Genomic DNA, 15,373 nt, shown 5'->3' on the forward strand with positions numbered 1-15,373 from the left:
GGCGACGTCGGCCCGCGGTGATGCGAGTGATCAGCGAACCGCCCGTCAGGGCTTCCCGCGCGAGAGCGCTGAGGGCCACCAGACGACGCGACCGAGGTCGTGCACGAGTGCGGGCACGAGCAGGGTGCGCACGACGAGCGTGTCGAGGAGCACACCGAACGCGACGATCACCGCGAGCTGCAGCAGGAACAAGATCGGGATGACCCCCAGGGCCGCGAACGTCGCGGCGAGCACGATCCCGGCCGATGTGATGACGCCGCCCGTGATCGCGAGTCCGCGCATGACGCCCTCGCGCGTGCCGTGGGCGAGCGATTCCTCGCGCACCCGCGTCATGAGGAAGATGTTGTAGTCGATACCGAGCGCGACGAGGAACACGAACCCGAAGAGCGGTACGGCCGGGTCGGCGCCGGGTAGATCGAGCACGTGGTTGAAGACGAGGGCCGAGACGCCCATCGCGGTGCCGAACGACAGGACGGTCGTGAGGACGAGCAGCACGGGCGCGAGGATCGAGCGCAGCAGCAGCATGAGGATGAGCATGATGACGACGAGCACGAGCGGGATGATGAGGTTCCGGTCGTGGATCGAGGCCTCGTTCGTGTCGATCGCCGTCGCCGTGACGCCGCCGATGAGGATCTCCTGACCACCCGTCGCCCCGATGTCGTCGAGGGTGGCGCGGATCTGCCGCACCGTGGCCTCGGCCTGCGCCGAGTCGGCCGCATCGGTGAGCGTCGCCTGCACGAGCACGTCGCCGTCGACGACGGTCGGTTCGGGGGCGGGGGTGCCGGGCGGGCCGAACGCCTGCACGCCGTCGGTCGTCACCGTCGCGGAGCCCGAGGGGGAGTCGGCGCTCGTGACCGCGACGCCCGAGACGCCCGGCTCGGCGAGAAGCGCCGCCGTGACCTCGTCGAACGCGTCCTGCGGCGCGACGACGTAGACGGGCGAGCCCGAGCCACCGGGGAAGTGCTCGCCGAGCGCGACCTGGCCGTCGCGCGCATCGCTCTCGCCGAGCACGAGGTCGCTCGCCGGTACGCCGTCGGCCTTCAACTGCAGGACGCCGAGGCATGCGACGGCGAGGACGATCGTCGTGACGACCCAGATCGCTCGCGGGCGACGCTCGACGAGGCAGGAGAGCCGGGCCCAGAGTCCCGTCGTCGGGACGGCGTCCGTCTCCTGGTCGTGGTCGGCGTCGAACGCGGTCCGGCGCGGCCAGAACGCGACGCGACCGGCCCAGTAGAGGAGTGCCGGGAGGAGGGTCAGGGCCGAGAGCATCGCGAAGACGATGCCGATCGCGGCGACCGGGCCGAGCGTGCTGTTCGACTTCAGGTCGCTCAGCAACAGGCACAGGAGGCCCGCGATGACGGTGCCACCGGATGCCGCGATCGGCTCGATCGAACCACGGAGGGCCGCCCACGTCGCGTCCCACTTCGTGCGGTGGGTGACGAGCGCTTCGCGGTAGCGAGCGACGTAGAGCAACGAGTAGTCGGTGGCCGCGCCGATGACGAGGATGAACAGGATGCCCTGCGTCTGGCCGCTCAGCAGCAGCACGCCCCACTTCGCGAGCCACCACACGGTGAGCAGCGCGGCGCAGAGGGCGAAGACGCTCGTGCCGAGCACGAGGAACGGCAGGAGCGGCGATCGGTACACGATGACGAGGATGACGAGCACCGCGAGGAGGGCGACGAGCAGGAGTAGGCCGTCGATGCCGGCGAACGCCGCCGACAGGTCGCTCGCGAACCCCGCGGGGCCCGTGAGGTGCACCGTCACGCCGTCGGGCGCGCCCTCCACGGCAGCGGCGCGGAGCGCGTCGGCCTCGTCGCCGACGTCGCCGCCGCGGTCGAGCGGCACGAACATCTGCACGGCGAGGCCGTCCTCGGAGGGGATGGGCGGCGATGATTCGCCGACGCCATCGACGTCGGTGAGTGCCGCGACGGCGTCGTCGATGCCCCGGAGCTGTGCGTCGGTGAGCGGGGCCGCGGACGTGTAGACGAGGATCGCGGGGATCGCGTCGGTGCCGTTGAAGGCGGGCAGCAGCTCCTGCACGCGCGTCGCGTCGGCGCTCGTCGGCAGGTAGTTCGTCTGGTCGTTCGAGGACACCTCGCCGACCTTGCCGAAGTAGGGGCCACCGATGGACCCGGCGGCGAACCACGCGCCGATGAGCAGCACGGCGGCGACGACGCGAATCCATGTCGCGAGCTGCGGCCCGCGGCGCATGCCGCGCGCGAGCCCCGTCCCGGCGGGCGAAGCGGTGGGGGCTGGTGCCGGGTCGGTGGACGAGGGTGAAGCAGTGTGGTCCATGAGGCCGGGGCCCTCCGTCCGATGCGGCCGGACGCCCGGCGACGAGCACGAAGTCTAGTCGCCGGCGCGAAGCGGATCCGGCGGGCCCGGCGTTCGTGCCGACTCGTTGGCGGGGCCTTCGGATTTGCACGTGGGGCGCTCATGTTCTCCGAACTGAGCGGGTTGAGAGCCTCCAGGCGACCTTGACACATCGAACGAAGAGCCCGCGAACACCCGAGTCCGAGTGGTCGCGGCACAGCGAACGTTCGCGTCGTGTGCCATGTGTCGCACGCCGGGCCCGCGGTCGCGCAAGAGAGCACTGAGCGCGATGCATACGGTGTCAACGCCCGAATCGGAGGAAGGCACCTCTCGATGGAGCATTGCGACAGGTGGGCGAAGACGTGGGCACAGTGGCGCGGTCGTCACGAATCGGCCTCTCCCCGCGCGGTGGATGTCCGCTTCCTGAACCGGCGACCACCACCAACGATTTCGAGGAGGCGGCGACGCCGCGTACGCGCGACGTGTCGCGGTCCGGTGTCACGCTGGCGCAGCACGGAGTATGAAGGCTCATCGCAATCGAGGGTGTAGTAGCGGTTTGAAGCCGCCGGTCTCGAGTAGGCTCCGGGCGATGTAGTTGGTGAGGTTCCGGAAGCCCAGGGCGGAGCCGCGGAGATGTTCGAGGCGGCCGTTGATCGCCTCGGTCGGGCCGTTGCTGGTGCCGGGTCGGGCGAAGAACGCGAGCACGTCGGTGGCGCGCTGTTTCAATGTCCGGCCGAGGCGGCGGATCTCTGTGAGAGCGGCCGGGACGCCGCTGCTGACAGCATCGATCACCTGCCGCATCATCTCCTTCCCCTTGGTCTTGTCGGGTTCGCGGTAGGCAGCGACGATGCGTTGGTAGATGCCCCAGCTCGCTTCGACTTCGACGTGCTCCTCGATGGCGAACACCGCGTCGAGCCGTGCGGTCTGCTTCCCAAGCAGATGGCGCGGGTTCGATTCCCGTCAGTCCCTCCATAGGATTATTCCCAGGTCAGACCGGCATTCCATCGGCCGTAAGTTCGACCCGGATGACCGCCTCCAGGCCCGTTCGTGCCCTCTCCGTGCCCTTAGCCTCCAGAACGCGAGGCTCTAGCGCGGCTCCAGCGAGGGTGTCGAGCGTGGCCGCGATGCCGACGTTCCGCTCCTCCGCGACATGCTGATAGATCAGCGCCGCGCGTGCTGTGGAGTGACCGGCGCGGGCCATGAGTTCGCGCGTCGTCGCCCCACCCTGCGCCGCCATCGTGAGCCCGGCGTGCCGCACGTCGTGCACGTGGAAGTGGCCGAGCCCGATGCTCCGCGCCGCCTTGCGCCACGCCTGCCCGAGCGCGTTCCCCGTGATCGCCTCCCCATCGGCGCGAGGGAACAGCGGCGACTTGCCGAACCCGGTGGTCGCGGCCAGGTGCGCCTCGACCTCCGCGGCGATGCGAGGAGGGAGCGCCACGGAGCGCGAGTTGCCGGTCTTCGTGGCCGTGGTAATGAACTCGCCCCGCACACGGATCGTCTGCCGCTCCACCCTCAGCACCCCTCCGGCGTAGTCGCCCCGCTGGAGGGCGACGAGTTCACCGACGCGCAGGTGCGCGCCGAACATTACCCGGATCGGGAGCGTCCACTGCTCCGGCATGGCGTTGACGATGGCGGCGAGCGCCTCCGGCGTCATGTACGGGCGCTCAGGGTGGGCGACCGACCCGGCCCCGACGATCTGGCATGGGTTCGACCCGATCAGCCCGTCACGCACGGCCGTCTGGAGGATGGAGCGCAGGAGGGTGTACGCCTGCCGGAGCCGCGACTCGCCCGTGGGGATAGGCGGGGCCTCCGGGGGCTCGACGCCGCGCCGCTTCGCCGCCTCCACGACCTTGCGCCGGGCCTCCTCCGCGCGCAGTTTCAGCGTGGCGGCAAGGACTTTGCGCGCGCGGCTGTACCAGGCCCGGACGATGGCCGGGGTGATCGTGTTCAGCGGGTAGTCGTGGAGCGGGGCGAGCGACCGGCGAGGAGGTCTTCGTTGTTCGCGCGCGTCTTGGGCGCGAGTCTGCCCCTTGAACCGCCGTTCTCGATCCAGTCGGCGGCGTAGGGGCCGAACGTCTCGGACCCGGCCCGGTGGTCACGGAACTGCCCGCGCATCTTGTCGGCGCGCACCCCGGCGAGCCAGTCGAGAGCCTCTCGCTTCGTCGCGAACGTCGTCGGGGCGGTGACGCGCTGGCCGTTGGCCTCCGGGTAGCGGGCCTGGTAGCGGCCTGAGGGCAGTTTGCGGACGGTCCCGAAGGATGCCCGGTTCGTCTTGCGCGCGCTCATCGCGTGCTCCTCTCGGTGGTTGTGGTGCGGCTCGGCCGACCATCGAACATGCCGCGCTCTGCCGCGCGGTCGAGACGCCGCTGGACGGTGGCACGGCTCATGTGCAGGGCCGCGGCGGTGGCGGCGATGGGGCTTGGGCTCCAGCGGTGCTTGGTGTACTCCTCGACCGCGGCGCGCAGTTCCTCGTCGGTGACCACCTGCCCGCGCTTCGGCGGAACCGGTGCAGGCTGGGGCGCGTTCTCGATGGCCTGAGCGACTCCCTCGAAGCGGGCGAGCCCAGTGGGGCCGACCTCGCCCACGGACGCTGGAGGAGGGCCACCGACCGCGCGCCAGTGGATGGCTCGCACGACCTCGGGAACTCGGATCGCCCGGAGCGCGTTCGTGGTGACCTCCAGCGATGCGTCGGCATCGGCCAGCAGGACGCCCGTGAGGGTCACGCGCCCATCCTCGGCGGTGCCGGTGCGCACCCAGAACGACGGGGCCGCGGGCTCGCGCGTGTCTTCGATGAGGAGCCACCCGGCCCCCTGTGTGAGGCCCTCGGGCACCGGCTGGTCGTCTCTCACGTTCCATCGCGCGGTCTGCGTCATGAGCATGAGGCTACATCGTTGGCGCGGGTCTTGCTACACCGATGCATCTGTGTCTCTATCGCTTGGCCCCAGAATCTCAGGTGTCTCACCCGCCTGCGCCGAAGTTGAGATAGCAATAGGTGCGCATCACTGTCTCATATGACCTAGCGTGATCGCCATGAGCCTGATCGACACCGTGCGAACTCGAAGCGCACTCCCCACCCCGGCACTCCGCCGCGCCATCCGTGAGGCGGCGGGCGTCTCCCAGGGTCAGATCGCCCGCGAACTCGGCGTGCACCGCATGACCGTCTGCCGCTGGGAGGCAGGCACGTCCACCCCGACCGGCGACCACCTGCACGCATAAGCGGCGATGCTGACCGCCCTCTCGGACGCCACGCGAGGGGGTGCGCGATGACCGCGGCAACGCTCACGCTCGCTGACCTCCGCGACCGCGCGACCTGCACCATCCCCGAGGCATCCGCCGTGCTCGGCCTCTCCGCGTGGGCGGGCTACCAGGCCGCTCAGCGGGGCGAGATTCCCGTTCTCACGCTCGGTCGCCGCAAGGTCGTGCCGGTCCCGGCGCTCCTCCGGATGCTCGATGGCGAGCCGGTAGACGAACCCACCGCGCTCGCGCGCCCGAAGCGCTGAGCCGTCCGGAGGGTGACCCTGATGGACACGACACAGCAGACCTCGGAGCCGTTCGTCGCGATGCTCGCCGCGCTCGACCGCTTCGACGCGCACCTGGCCGAGTTCGCCTCCGCAGTTGCGGAGAGTGAACGATGACGGCGGGCTGGGTGCGGGCTCCTCACTGGGTGACGCGCGAGGCCGTACCCGCGTTCGGACTCACCCCGCCGCAGATCGCCGTCTACGCCGTTCTGCGCGACCGCGCCGATGAGCACGGCGTGACGTTCCCAGGTCAGGACCTCATCGCGCGAGAGTCGGGCCAGTCGCCGCGAGCGGTGCGTGCCGCGCTGAAGCGCCTCATCGAGGCCGGGCTCGTGGAGGTGGTGAGCCGTGGCACGAAGCAGGGCAACCGATACCGCGTGGGGATGCGCCCGCCGCTGTCGATTCCGGCATCTCCTGCCGCATTCACGTCGGCACCCACGGAGATGATTCCGGCATCTCCTGCCTCCGATTCCGGCACCTCGTGCCTGTCGATTGAGGCACCAGATGCCTACGAAGTAGACCCAGGGAAGAAGACCCAAGAAGTAGACCCACTTCTAAAGCCGCCCTCGCGAGGTCGGCGGCTCGATGACCTCCCGGCATCTCCTCGGCAACTGGCGTTCATCGGTGACCTCACGCGAGCCCTCGACTACGAGTTCCCCAGCGTCGAATCACGCGAGCACGCGAACGACCTCATCACCGAGTACTGGCACGAGATGGAGCGCCGCCGCGCCGAAGGTGAACCGCTCGACGGCTCGATCACAGACCTATCCCCAGCCGGTCAGCGCTATGCGCGCAGTCACGGCCTCACGTTCACCGACAGAGAGGAGGGCGCTCGATGAGCACCCCACAGCACGACCCGACCACTGCCGACCTCGCCGCGGAATACCTCCTCGGGGACCGGCCCGCCCCGAAGGGCGTTCCCGCCCGCGTGGCCCGCGCGACCCGCAAGGCGAAGGCGCTCCAGATGCGCCGTGCGGGCATCTCCGTGGAGGCCATCGCCGCACACCTGAAGGTGCACCCCCGCACCGTCTACACGTGGCTGAGGGATGCCCTCGCGGCGATCCCCCGTGAGGAGGCGAACGAACTGCGCCTGCTCGAACTCGACCGGCTCGATGCGATCGTCCGCGGGCTGTTCCCTGACGCAGTTGCGGGCGACGTGCGGGCCGCGGAGGGATGCCTGAAGGTGATGGAGCGCCGCGCGCGTCTCCTCAACCTCGACGCGGCGCATACGGCGGGCCTGGAGCAGGTGGGGAGCCTGCTCGACCGGCTCGTGAACGGGGAGGGCTGACCCGTGGTGCACAGCGCTCCCCGACCGAGCGACGTAGACCTCGCCCGTGCTCGCGCCAAGGCCGCGTTCCTGCCGTACCGGAGCACGCTCGCCGCCCTGCCCGAGTCGGTGCGCTCGATCATCACCGCCTACACGGGCGCGCTCAGCGCGGAAGCCGCGGCCCAACGTCACCGAGCACAGCGAGCAGAGGCGTGCCTGGCGGCACTCCGAGCGGAGAGGGGACGGCGATGACCGCCCGCACCTACGAGGGCCGCGCATCACGAACTGCGCCGCCGCCGCGGGTCCGCCGTGGGCCTCCCCTGCGCCCACCCGGATTGCGACACCCCCGCCATCGGCTGGGGCCTCCTCGGCCACCCCACGAACATCGGCTACAACCAGCGCGGCACGGTCGTGAAGTGGTCCACGACCTACGAGGACTACGTGCCGATGTGCCGCTCTCACAACGGCCAGCGCGACGGGGGCGGCAACTGGACGCTCTGCCCGCGGGGTCACGCCCGCATCGCGTTCGGCACCACCCCCAGCGGTGCTTGCCGCGGATGCCGACGCGAGTGGGACCGCGAGGCCCGCGCCCGCCGCAAGACCTCCCGTCAGACGGCGGGGACCATCGCCCAGCAGGGCACCGACACCAACACAGAACGGAGGCCGTCGTGACCATCGACAGCGCCAACCTCATCACCCTCATCACCACCGCGCGCCGCGAACTCCTCGCGACGGCACGCACCACCGACCCGCACCTGACGCCCGAGGGCCTCCGGGCTCGCCAGCGCGCCGAGGTCGAAGCGATCAGGGCTCGACTCCTCGACGCGATGCCCGCCGAGCCCGCGGCGACACCTGACCGTCAGCCGGTCCTCGACGCGCTCGCCCCGGCCACCGCCAACGACATCGCCCGTGTCCAGCACGAGCAAGCGAAGGTGAGCGCCCTGCTCGCCGCGGGCCGTCTCCTCCCGGAGGTCATCGCGACCGCCAGCCGTGACCGGCTCGCCGCGATCCTCGACAGCGCCGAGACGAGCCCCGAGGTCCTGGAGGCACGCGACCCGGCATCCGTGCTCGACGCGCTCCACGAGATGATCTGGGACCGGCTCGTGCAGGTGGACGACGCGGCCCAGGCCATCGTCGCCGCCGAGCAGGCCACGACCCCCGCCCGCGCGTGGCGCTCGATCCTGGAGGGCGTCGCGACGACGGGCGCGATCCCGTTCGAGGGCCGCGTGCTCCTCAACCGTGCCGACCCCGCCGTGCTGGGCCTCCTGGACGACGGCGACGCCGAAGCGGTGCCCGGCCCGCCCGGGAACCTCATCGAGTCGATGATGGACGGGCTCGACCGCGTGCCAGTGGACGCCTGACCGCCGATCACTGCCGAGGGGCGGGCTGGCCTACCCGACTGTTCCGCCCCTCGCGTGGTTCACACTCGATCGATGAGCCAGGCAGTGACCTGATCGGCGTCGTAGCCGTTGTCGGCCACGTCCACCATCAACTGCTCAACCTCGGCCTGAGGAACGTCCACCAGTTCGACCCCGTTGAGGTCAAGGAATGCGACACACGCGAGCCACGCGGTTCGCTTGTTCGCGTCCTCGAACGCATGAGCCTTGCAGATGCCGAACAACAGAACGCCTGCCTGCTGGAGCAACGTGGGGTAGAGATATGTTCCACCCCACGTTGCCGCGGGCTGTCCGACTGCGCTTTCGAGATAGCCGCGATTCAACAGCGCGCAGACCTTCTCTCGGTCGTGCAGCGCGATCACCTGCTCGACGGTAAGGAACTCCGTCATCGGAGCGCGAGAGCGTCGAGCGCACCGCGCCAGCGAGCGGCCTGGCGTGCACCTGCGGCGACGACCCGCTCATCCGCGGGGGCGGCGCCGATCATCGGAGCGACCGGCATGTCACCGCCCTCTACCGCCACTCGGCTGAAGAACCTCCGCATGGTCGATTGGGAGACAGGTTTCGTGGACTGGACGTTCGCGGGAGTGTCTCCGCGCGCCTCTACCCACGGGTCCTCACCGTGCGTCCGAACACTCAAAGCACGTCCACCGTCACGGCCATAGAACGCGTATACGGCGTCGATCAGCGCCTGTTGCGCAGGCGTGAGGTCCTCGCCGTCATCGGGAACCACGTAGTCGGAGTACTTGCCAGCCGACCACACCTGCCGAACAACGGGGCCCATGACCCAGGCCTCAATCTCGTCGCTGAAGAGGGGCTTCCCGGTCCACGCGAGCGACCACGCCTGCGAGTAGTAGAGCAGTTTCTGGAGGTGCATCTCTCCGTACACCGACTTGGTGCGAAGGTAGTCTGCGACCTTGATTGCGTTCGTCATGGGTTCCACCTCCTCAGGTGAGTCAGACCTAACACTATGTCACCTACCTCCGACAACGCTGTAGGGTGCGCCGACCTTCCCAGGACTCCAAATTGACCAGCGGTGCTGTGCGCCCACCTGAGCCACTTTCATGCCGTCCGGGCCCTCTCCCCCCACCTTGCGCCAGTTCGTTGCTCTGTGCGGCTCTCATGGCTCCTGGTGGCGCTCCATCCTCGAATCTCTCTCCACAGCCCAGAGTGGTCCATGATGCAACAGCCTGGCATCGTCAATGCCTCGCGTGAGGGCCTCAGACCGTGCCCTATTCGTGCCCTTAAGGGCCATCACGTGCCCTAACTCGACCTCACCAGACCACACGATCGGGGCCCGGAAACGCAGGATCACGCGGAACCCCGGGAGCCTGCTCACTGCTTCTCGGTGAGGAAGCTTGCGCCGGTGTGGAGGGTGCGCCGAACGCCGTAGAGCGGGTCACCGGCATGACCACGGTGCCCGAGCGTGTCCTGCTGAACACGCTGCCTCGTCCGGTCGAGCGCGTCGCCGGCGAGCCGGACGACGTGGAACGGGTCCATCACCGGGATGGCGTCGGGGAGCTCTTCGGCTGCGGCGGTCTTGAACCCGGAGAACCCGTCCATCGCGACCACCTCGATCCCGGTGCGGAAGCCTGGCGACTGCTGCGCCAGCCAGGCAGCGAACACGGCTTTCGAACGACCTTCGACCATGTCCAGCAGCCGCGATGGGCCCGTCCCGTCGCGCACCGGCGTCAGGTCGATGACCACGGTCACGAACCGATCACCGAGCCGGGTGTGTCGCCAGGCGTGCTCATCGACACCGATCACCGTGACGCCATCGAGCCGGGTCGGGTCATCGATGAGGCGACGGCGGCCCTCGGCAAGGACCGCGGTGTTCGCGGTGTGCCAGCCGACGCCGAGATTATCCGCGACCCGCGCGACGGTGAGGTGGTCGACCACGAGCGCGGTCAGCGCCCAGGCCAGTGCGCCACGCGACAGCTTCGATCTGGGCTCGGCCGCCATCGTCAGGTCCTGCCGCCAGAGGCGACCGCAGCCCGAGCACCGGTAGCGGCGCACCCGCACCAGGAGCGTGGTCGGACGCATCCCGAACGGCACATGCGCAAGCCTCCGAACCACGCTCCCGCGCGGGATGCCCTCGGCCCCGCAGCGGGAGCACCAGTCGTCTGGCTCGATCACCCGGCACTCGATGACCGCCCGATCCGGCTCGACTACCTGCCGCATCGCGACAAGCCCGAGTTCATCGAGACCACAGAACGCGGACAGGTCAGCAGGGACAAAGGTAGCGTTGAGCACGTCGAGGTCTTTCGGCTGGAAGGCGTAGGAACCTCCATCGTCGGAAGACCTCGACCCCTACCCGGGTAGCGACGCGCTACCCGCCGCTACACCCTCGTTTGCGATGAGCCCGGAATGTTGTCCCCCAGGCGCTGGGCGTCCATCGTATTGGGGAGTTCGTACCGCGCGGCCACGCCGTTCGCTCGCGCCTTCGGAATCGACCCCGACAGCGAGTGATCGATCGACTCGACGATGCTGCGCACTGTCGACCGGATCCCAGCTCGCTCGCGCTAGCGTGAAACCGAGCACGGCTCGGTGTCGGGGGACGCCGGTCCCGTGCCGTGATCTCGAGCGGGGGAGGCTCACGATCGACGACGTCGCATTCGCGCGGCGGCGCGCGACACGCTGGTCGGGGACGAGCCCCGTCGAGGTCGCGCAGTCGCTGCACACGGGGGCCAATCGGCTCGGCCGGGAGGGGCGCTTCGGCGACGCCGTGCGCGATCTCGAGCGCGCCATCGAGCTGTGGCGACGCCTCGCCGAGGCCGACCCCGACGCCTTCTCCGCACGCCTCGCGCGATCCCTGCACGCCGAATCGGTGTGGCTGGGGGCGGACGGGCTCCCCGACGAGGCGATGCGCCTGAGCGTCGAAGCCGTCGCGATCCTGCGCGCACGCCGTGCCCGCGCGCTCGATGGGGCCGACGAGGAACTCGCACGTGCCCTCAACGGTCTCGGCGCGGCGCTCGTCGCGATGGGGCGCCCCGCCGAGGCCGTCGCACCCGTCGCCGAGGCCGTCAGCCTCCGCCGATCGGCCGCATCGGACGGCGCACCGCGACGCACGATGGAGTTCGCGGCGACGCTCGTGCACCTCGGGCGAACGCTCGACGCAGCCGGCCGCCACCGTGAGGCGCTGCCCGCACTCAACGAGGCCGAGCAGTTCTACCGGACCGCGGCGGAACACGACCCGGGGGCGGCAGGGACAGCACACGCCGATGTCGTCGACGCGATCGGACTCGCCTGTGAGGCGATCGGCGACGGTGACGCGGCCGTCCGCTTCTTCGCCGAATCCGTCGACATCCGGGGCGCACTCGACGCGGCCCACGAACCTGCGCCCGGACTCGCCGCCTCGCTGCAGCACCTCGCGCGAGCGTTCGGCCGCGTCGGGCGGCTCATCGACGCCGCCGGGGCCGCCGATGCCGCCGTTCGGGTCGGACGGCGCACGACCAGCGAGCGCACGCCCGACGAGCGCGTCTCGTTCGCGGGGATCCTCCTCACGGCCGCGGAGACGTCGAGCGTCGTCGGGCGCGCCGAGGCGGCGGCCAACCACGCCGGCGACGCGCTCGGTCTGCTCGGCTGCGCCACCGACGGTCGTCGCCTCCGAGTGGCCGACGCGGGCGCCGTCGACGAGGCGACGGCCGCCGCACTCCGGGCCCGGGCGTTCCGAGCGCTCAGCAACGCCCTCGCGGGGAGCGGGCGGGACATCGAGGCCGCGCGTGCCGCCGAATGCGCCGTCGACGCGCTGCAACCGGCCGTCGAACACGACCGCGGTACCGTCGCGGGGCTCGACGACACGGCCCTCGCGCTCGCCCTGCACCTCCACGCCCAGCGCCTTGCGACCGTCGGGCGCTGCCTCGAGGCGATGGACCGGAGCTCGGAGGCCGTGAACCTGCTGCGCGCGACGGTGGCCGGTCGCCCGTCCGCCCGTGCCGAACTCGCCGTGGTGCTCGCCGACCACAGTGCCCGCACCGGCGAGGCAGGGCACCTGGCCAGAGCGCTCGAGCCCGTGGACGAGGCACTCGGGCTGCTCCGTGACGCACCCGGCACGACCCCCACCGAGACGCTCGCAGCGGTCCATCTCGTCCGAGCCGAACGACTCGGGGCGCTCGGCCGAGGCGACGAAGCCCTCGCCGACACGACGATGTCACTGCAACTGCTCCGTGACGCCACGGGCACCGAGGCCGTACGCCCACGCGAACTCCTCGCGAACGCCCTCCGCCGCCTCGCCACGCTGCTGCGCGCGGCGGGCCGCTCGGGCGAGGCGGAGCTCGCGGACGCCCGCGCCGCGAACGTCGACACCTCGCCCGCCACGGCCGGCTGATCGTCGTGCAGGGCCGGGCAGTGCGGGCCCGGGCCGGGCTGGGCCGTCAGCGGAGGACGGACCAGAGCATCTGCCCGTCGCGGCGGTGCAGATCGCGTCCCCGGTCGACGAGCGTCGCCCGGTCCGGGGCCGGTTCGGTTGCCCGCGCCCCGTGACGGCTCATGAACGGCGGACCGGCGCGACGCGCAAGATGCCCCAGAACGGCACGCCAGGGACGGGACGGGGACGGGACGGCGGAAGGAATCGATGCGTCGGACATGAGCCGAGCATCGTCATGTGCGACACCGAGCGCCTCCATCCGGACCAGGACGAATCCCGCCCCGGTCCGTGACACGGAACGACGGGACGCCCGATGGCGCCCGGAATCCGAAGCGATGCGAGTGGGCGGTGCGGGGGCGAGCGGGCGGGTCGAGGACGCCGGTCAGTGGCGGCGGCGGAGCGTCGCCGCGGCACCGAGGGCGACGAGGACGACGACCACGGCGAGCGTCACGTTCACCGCGGGTTCGTCACCGGTCGCCGCGAGTGCCGCCGCATCCGACGACCCCGTGGGGGACGCGGAGGGCTGCGGGAGGGCCGCGGCATGCTGTTGCCCGCTGCCGCTGCCGCTGCCGCTGCCGCTGCCGCTGCCGCTGCCGCTGCCGCTGCCGCTGCCGCTGCCGCTGCCGCTGCCGTTCTCGGACGCGGTCGTCGACGTCGCAGTGGCATCGTCCGGGGCGCCGGATGCCGCCGAGGTCGGGGGAGTCGGCACAGGAGTCGTCGAGGTGTGCGGGCCGCCCGGCGCCGAGGTGTCCGATGTCGGGGTGCCCGTCGGTGCAGCCGTCGACCCCGGCACGAGCGTCGACGTGCAGCCGGTCGCGTCGTCGCATGTCGCGTCGGCCTCGGCGGCGGTCGCCGAGGCCCGGGTCTCGAGGCGGTCGGTGCCCGCGAACGCCGGGCCGACGACGGCCTCGTAGGTCACGACGACCACGTCGCCGACCTGCAGCGTGCCCTTCCAGGTGAGCGACTCGTCCGTCAGCGTCGGCGCGCTGCCGCGCGTGGCCGAGACGCTGTCCGCGAGCAATTCGGCATCGTCGACGACGCCCGCGAGGTCGACGTCGAGCACGACGTTCGTCAGCGGCGCGTTCCCCGCATTGCTCGCTTCGACCGAGTACGTCACGGTCTCGCCGGGCGGCACGGACTGTTCCGTGCCCGGGTCGCTCGTGACGGCCAGTCTGAGGGCGGGGTGCGCGTTGACGCACGTCGTGAGTTGCGTCGTGTCGTTCGACGGAGCGGGATCGGTCTCGTCCCCCACGACCGCGGCCGTGTTGTAGCTGCACTGTGCGGTCGCCGGCGCGATCGCCGAGTAGCTGAGCGTACGCTTCTCGCCGGGCCCGAGGCGCCCTCCCGGGCACGAGACGGTCGTTCCGGAGGTCGAGCACCGATCGGGGACCTCGAGGCCCGTGTAGCCCGCCGGCAGGACGTCGTTCATCGTCCAGCCGGAACTCGGCGTCGAGCCCACGTTGCGCACCTCGACCGTCCAGGTCACCGGGGCGTTCGGCTCGGTCGTGTCCGGGCCCGACGTCGAGACCTCGAGATCGGCCTCGCCCGACACGCACGTCACGGCGCCGTCGCCCGGGTCGGTGGGGGATGGGACCTCGGACACGACGCGGAAGGTCGGGTAGTCGGCGGGGCCGATGTCCACCTGCGTCGTCGTGCCGGCGTCGTCGACGAAACCGAGGTTCCCGTTCCCGAACGTGAACACGCCCGTCGTCGTCCCGTCCACGTCGAGGCCGTTCGGTGCGGGGAACGTGGACACGACACCCGTGGCGGGGTCGAGGCGCAGGATGGCGCCGTTCGTGTCCTGTCGACCCCACAGGTAGCCGTCGGCCCAGCTCAGGTCGGCACCGAGGTCCGTGCCGGTCGGAACGACCTTGCGCGTGACGACCGAACCGCTGGTCGGCGCATAGTCGATGAACGTGCCGGAGCCGTCCTCGGGCACGATGAAGAGGTGGCCGTCGCTACTGAACGCCGCCGCCCGCGCGGCCTGGGCGGGGAGCCCGGCCGGCCGGCCGGTGGTCGTGACGCTGCCGGACTCGCGGTCGACCGTGAGCAGGTCACCCGTTCGCACACGTGTGCCGGCCGCATCGGTCGGCGCCGTGCCGTCCGCGATGTCGGCGATCGCGCGGATCGTCCCGTCCGTCGGGTCGAGCGCGATGGCGCCGTAGCGGACACCGGCGATACCGCCGATCTGCTCCGAGGTGTAGCGGCCGTCGTGGGCGCCGATGCGGAAGAGCTGTGAGCTGCCGTCGACGACCTTCGACTCGTAGCGACTCGAGACGGGGCACGTCCCGGCGGTGACGTGAGCGGCGTGCGGGCCCGTGCCGGTGGACGACGCCGCCGATCGCGACGCCGCGGCGCTCGTGGGGCCGGCGGGAAGGACGACGAGCGCGAGCAGGGTGACGAGCGCGGCGAGTGCCGTCGTCGCAGCGGCCGTGGCGCGTCGACGTCCTGCGCGGGAGCGCGGATCTCGTCGAGGCGCACCAGCGGGTGCGACGAAGGGCATGGTGGATCGTTT

14 protein-coding genes and 2 pseudogenes are annotated in these 15,373 nt (G+C 71.0%); 7 read left to right on the forward strand and 9 right to left on the reverse strand.

The window, feature by feature from the left end:
• Positions 1 to 45: 45 nt before the first annotated feature.
• The 5 genes and pseudogenes from HNR16_RS17105 to HNR16_RS17125 all read right to left on the reverse strand — a co-directional run bounded on the left by HNR16_RS17105 (position 46) and on the right by HNR16_RS17125 (position 5,186).
• Positions 46 to 2,211 (reverse strand): MMPL family transporter, encoded by a 2,166-nt coding sequence (locus HNR16_RS17105; protein WP_158039070.1) that lies wholly within the window; start codon positions 2,209 to 2,211, stop codon positions 46 to 48.
• Between the two features lie 630 nt (positions 2,212 to 2,841).
• Positions 2,842 to 3,252: pseudogene (locus HNR16_RS17110) on the reverse strand (transposase); the annotation flags it as partial.
• A gap of 49 nt (positions 3,253 to 3,301) precedes the next feature.
• Positions 3,302 to 4,159 carry a tyrosine-type recombinase/integrase gene (locus HNR16_RS17115; protein ID WP_158039043.1) on the reverse strand — a complete coding sequence of 286 codons (858 nt, stop codon included), beginning with the start codon at positions 4,157 to 4,159 and terminating at the stop codon, positions 3,302 to 3,304.
• Positions 4,160 to 4,260: 101 nt separating this feature from the next.
• Entirely contained in the window at positions 4,261 to 4,599 is a 339-nt protein-coding gene (locus tag HNR16_RS17120) for a hypothetical protein (protein ID WP_158039044.1), read from the reverse strand.
• Complete coding sequence (locus tag HNR16_RS17125; protein WP_179558332.1) at positions 4,596 to 5,186, reverse strand: hypothetical protein; 591 nt, start codon at positions 5,184 to 5,186, stop codon at positions 4,596 to 4,598. The genes HNR16_RS17120 and HNR16_RS17125 overlap by 4 nt, the downstream gene beginning before the upstream one ends.
• 157 nt (positions 5,187 to 5,343) lie before the next feature.
• Between HNR16_RS17125 and HNR16_RS17130 the strand changes: the two genes are divergently transcribed.
• The 6 genes from HNR16_RS17130 to HNR16_RS17155 all read left to right on the forward strand — a co-directional run bounded on the left by HNR16_RS17130 (position 5,344) and on the right by HNR16_RS17155 (position 8,459).
• Positions 5,344 to 5,529: a helix-turn-helix transcriptional regulator gene (locus HNR16_RS17130; RefSeq protein ID WP_158039046.1), complete on the forward strand. Its 186-nt coding sequence runs from the start codon at positions 5,344 to 5,346 to the stop codon at positions 5,527 to 5,529.
• A 47-nt stretch (positions 5,530 to 5,576) separates the two neighbouring features.
• Entirely contained in the window at positions 5,577 to 5,813 is a 237-nt protein-coding gene (locus tag HNR16_RS17135) for a DNA-binding protein (protein WP_158039047.1), read from the forward strand.
• Between the two features lie 131 nt (positions 5,814 to 5,944).
• Positions 5,945 to 6,670 carry a helix-turn-helix domain-containing protein gene (locus HNR16_RS17140; RefSeq protein ID WP_158039048.1) on the forward strand — a complete coding sequence of 242 codons (726 nt, stop codon included), beginning with the start codon at positions 5,945 to 5,947 and terminating at the stop codon, positions 6,668 to 6,670.
• Positions 6,667 to 7,119: a helix-turn-helix domain-containing protein gene (locus HNR16_RS17145; protein WP_158039049.1), complete on the forward strand. Its 453-nt coding sequence runs from the start codon at positions 6,667 to 6,669 to the stop codon at positions 7,117 to 7,119. The genes HNR16_RS17140 and HNR16_RS17145 overlap by 4 nt, the downstream gene beginning before the upstream one ends.
• A 288-nt stretch (positions 7,120 to 7,407) precedes the next feature.
• The gene (locus HNR16_RS17150) at positions 7,408 to 7,770 is read left to right on the forward strand and encodes a hypothetical protein (RefSeq protein ID WP_158039050.1); all 363 of its coding nucleotides are present in this window, start codon (positions 7,408 to 7,410) and stop codon (positions 7,768 to 7,770) included.
• Positions 7,767 to 8,459: a hypothetical protein gene (locus HNR16_RS17155; protein ID WP_158039051.1), complete on the forward strand. Its 693-nt coding sequence runs from the start codon at positions 7,767 to 7,769 to the stop codon at positions 8,457 to 8,459. The genes HNR16_RS17150 and HNR16_RS17155 overlap by 4 nt, the downstream gene beginning before the upstream one ends.
• A gap of 59 nt (positions 8,460 to 8,518) precedes the next feature.
• Here the strand turns inward: HNR16_RS17155 and HNR16_RS17160 are convergent, their stop codons facing one another.
• The 3 genes and pseudogenes from HNR16_RS17160 to HNR16_RS17170 form a co-directional block, all read right to left on the reverse strand.
• A complete protein-coding gene (locus HNR16_RS17160; protein WP_158039052.1) occupies positions 8,519 to 8,884 on the reverse strand; it encodes a type II toxin-antitoxin system death-on-curing family toxin in 366 nt (121 codons plus the stop codon).
• The gene (locus tag HNR16_RS17165; RefSeq protein ID WP_158039053.1) at positions 8,881 to 9,426 is read right to left on the reverse strand and encodes a Panacea domain-containing protein; all 546 of its coding nucleotides are present in this window, start codon (positions 9,424 to 9,426) and stop codon (positions 8,881 to 8,883) included. The genes HNR16_RS17160 and HNR16_RS17165 overlap by 4 nt, the downstream gene beginning before the upstream one ends.
• Before the next feature lie 404 nt (positions 9,427 to 9,830).
• Positions 9,831 to 10,745, reverse strand: a pseudogene (locus tag HNR16_RS17170) (ISL3 family transposase); the annotation flags it as partial.
• Positions 10,746 to 10,848: 103 nt separating this feature from the next.
• On the opposite strand from HNR16_RS17170, the gene HNR16_RS17175 reads away from it, so the two are divergent.
• Positions 10,849 to 12,819, forward strand: coding sequence for a tetratricopeptide repeat protein (locus HNR16_RS17175; RefSeq protein WP_158042115.1), 1,971 nt, complete (start codon positions 10,849 to 10,851; stop codon positions 12,817 to 12,819).
• A gap of 421 nt (positions 12,820 to 13,240) precedes the next feature.
• Here the strand turns inward: HNR16_RS17175 and HNR16_RS17180 are convergent, their stop codons facing one another.
• Positions 13,241 to 15,361 (reverse strand): DUF6923 family protein, encoded by a 2,121-nt coding sequence (locus HNR16_RS17180; RefSeq protein WP_158042116.1) that lies wholly within the window; start codon positions 15,359 to 15,361, stop codon positions 13,241 to 13,243.
• Positions 15,362 to 15,373 lie beyond the last annotated feature (12 nt).

Source organism: Pseudoclavibacter chungangensis, assembly GCF_013410545.1.
GTDB lineage: Bacteria > Actinomycetota > Actinomycetes > Actinomycetales > Microbacteriaceae > Pseudoclavibacter > Pseudoclavibacter chungangensis.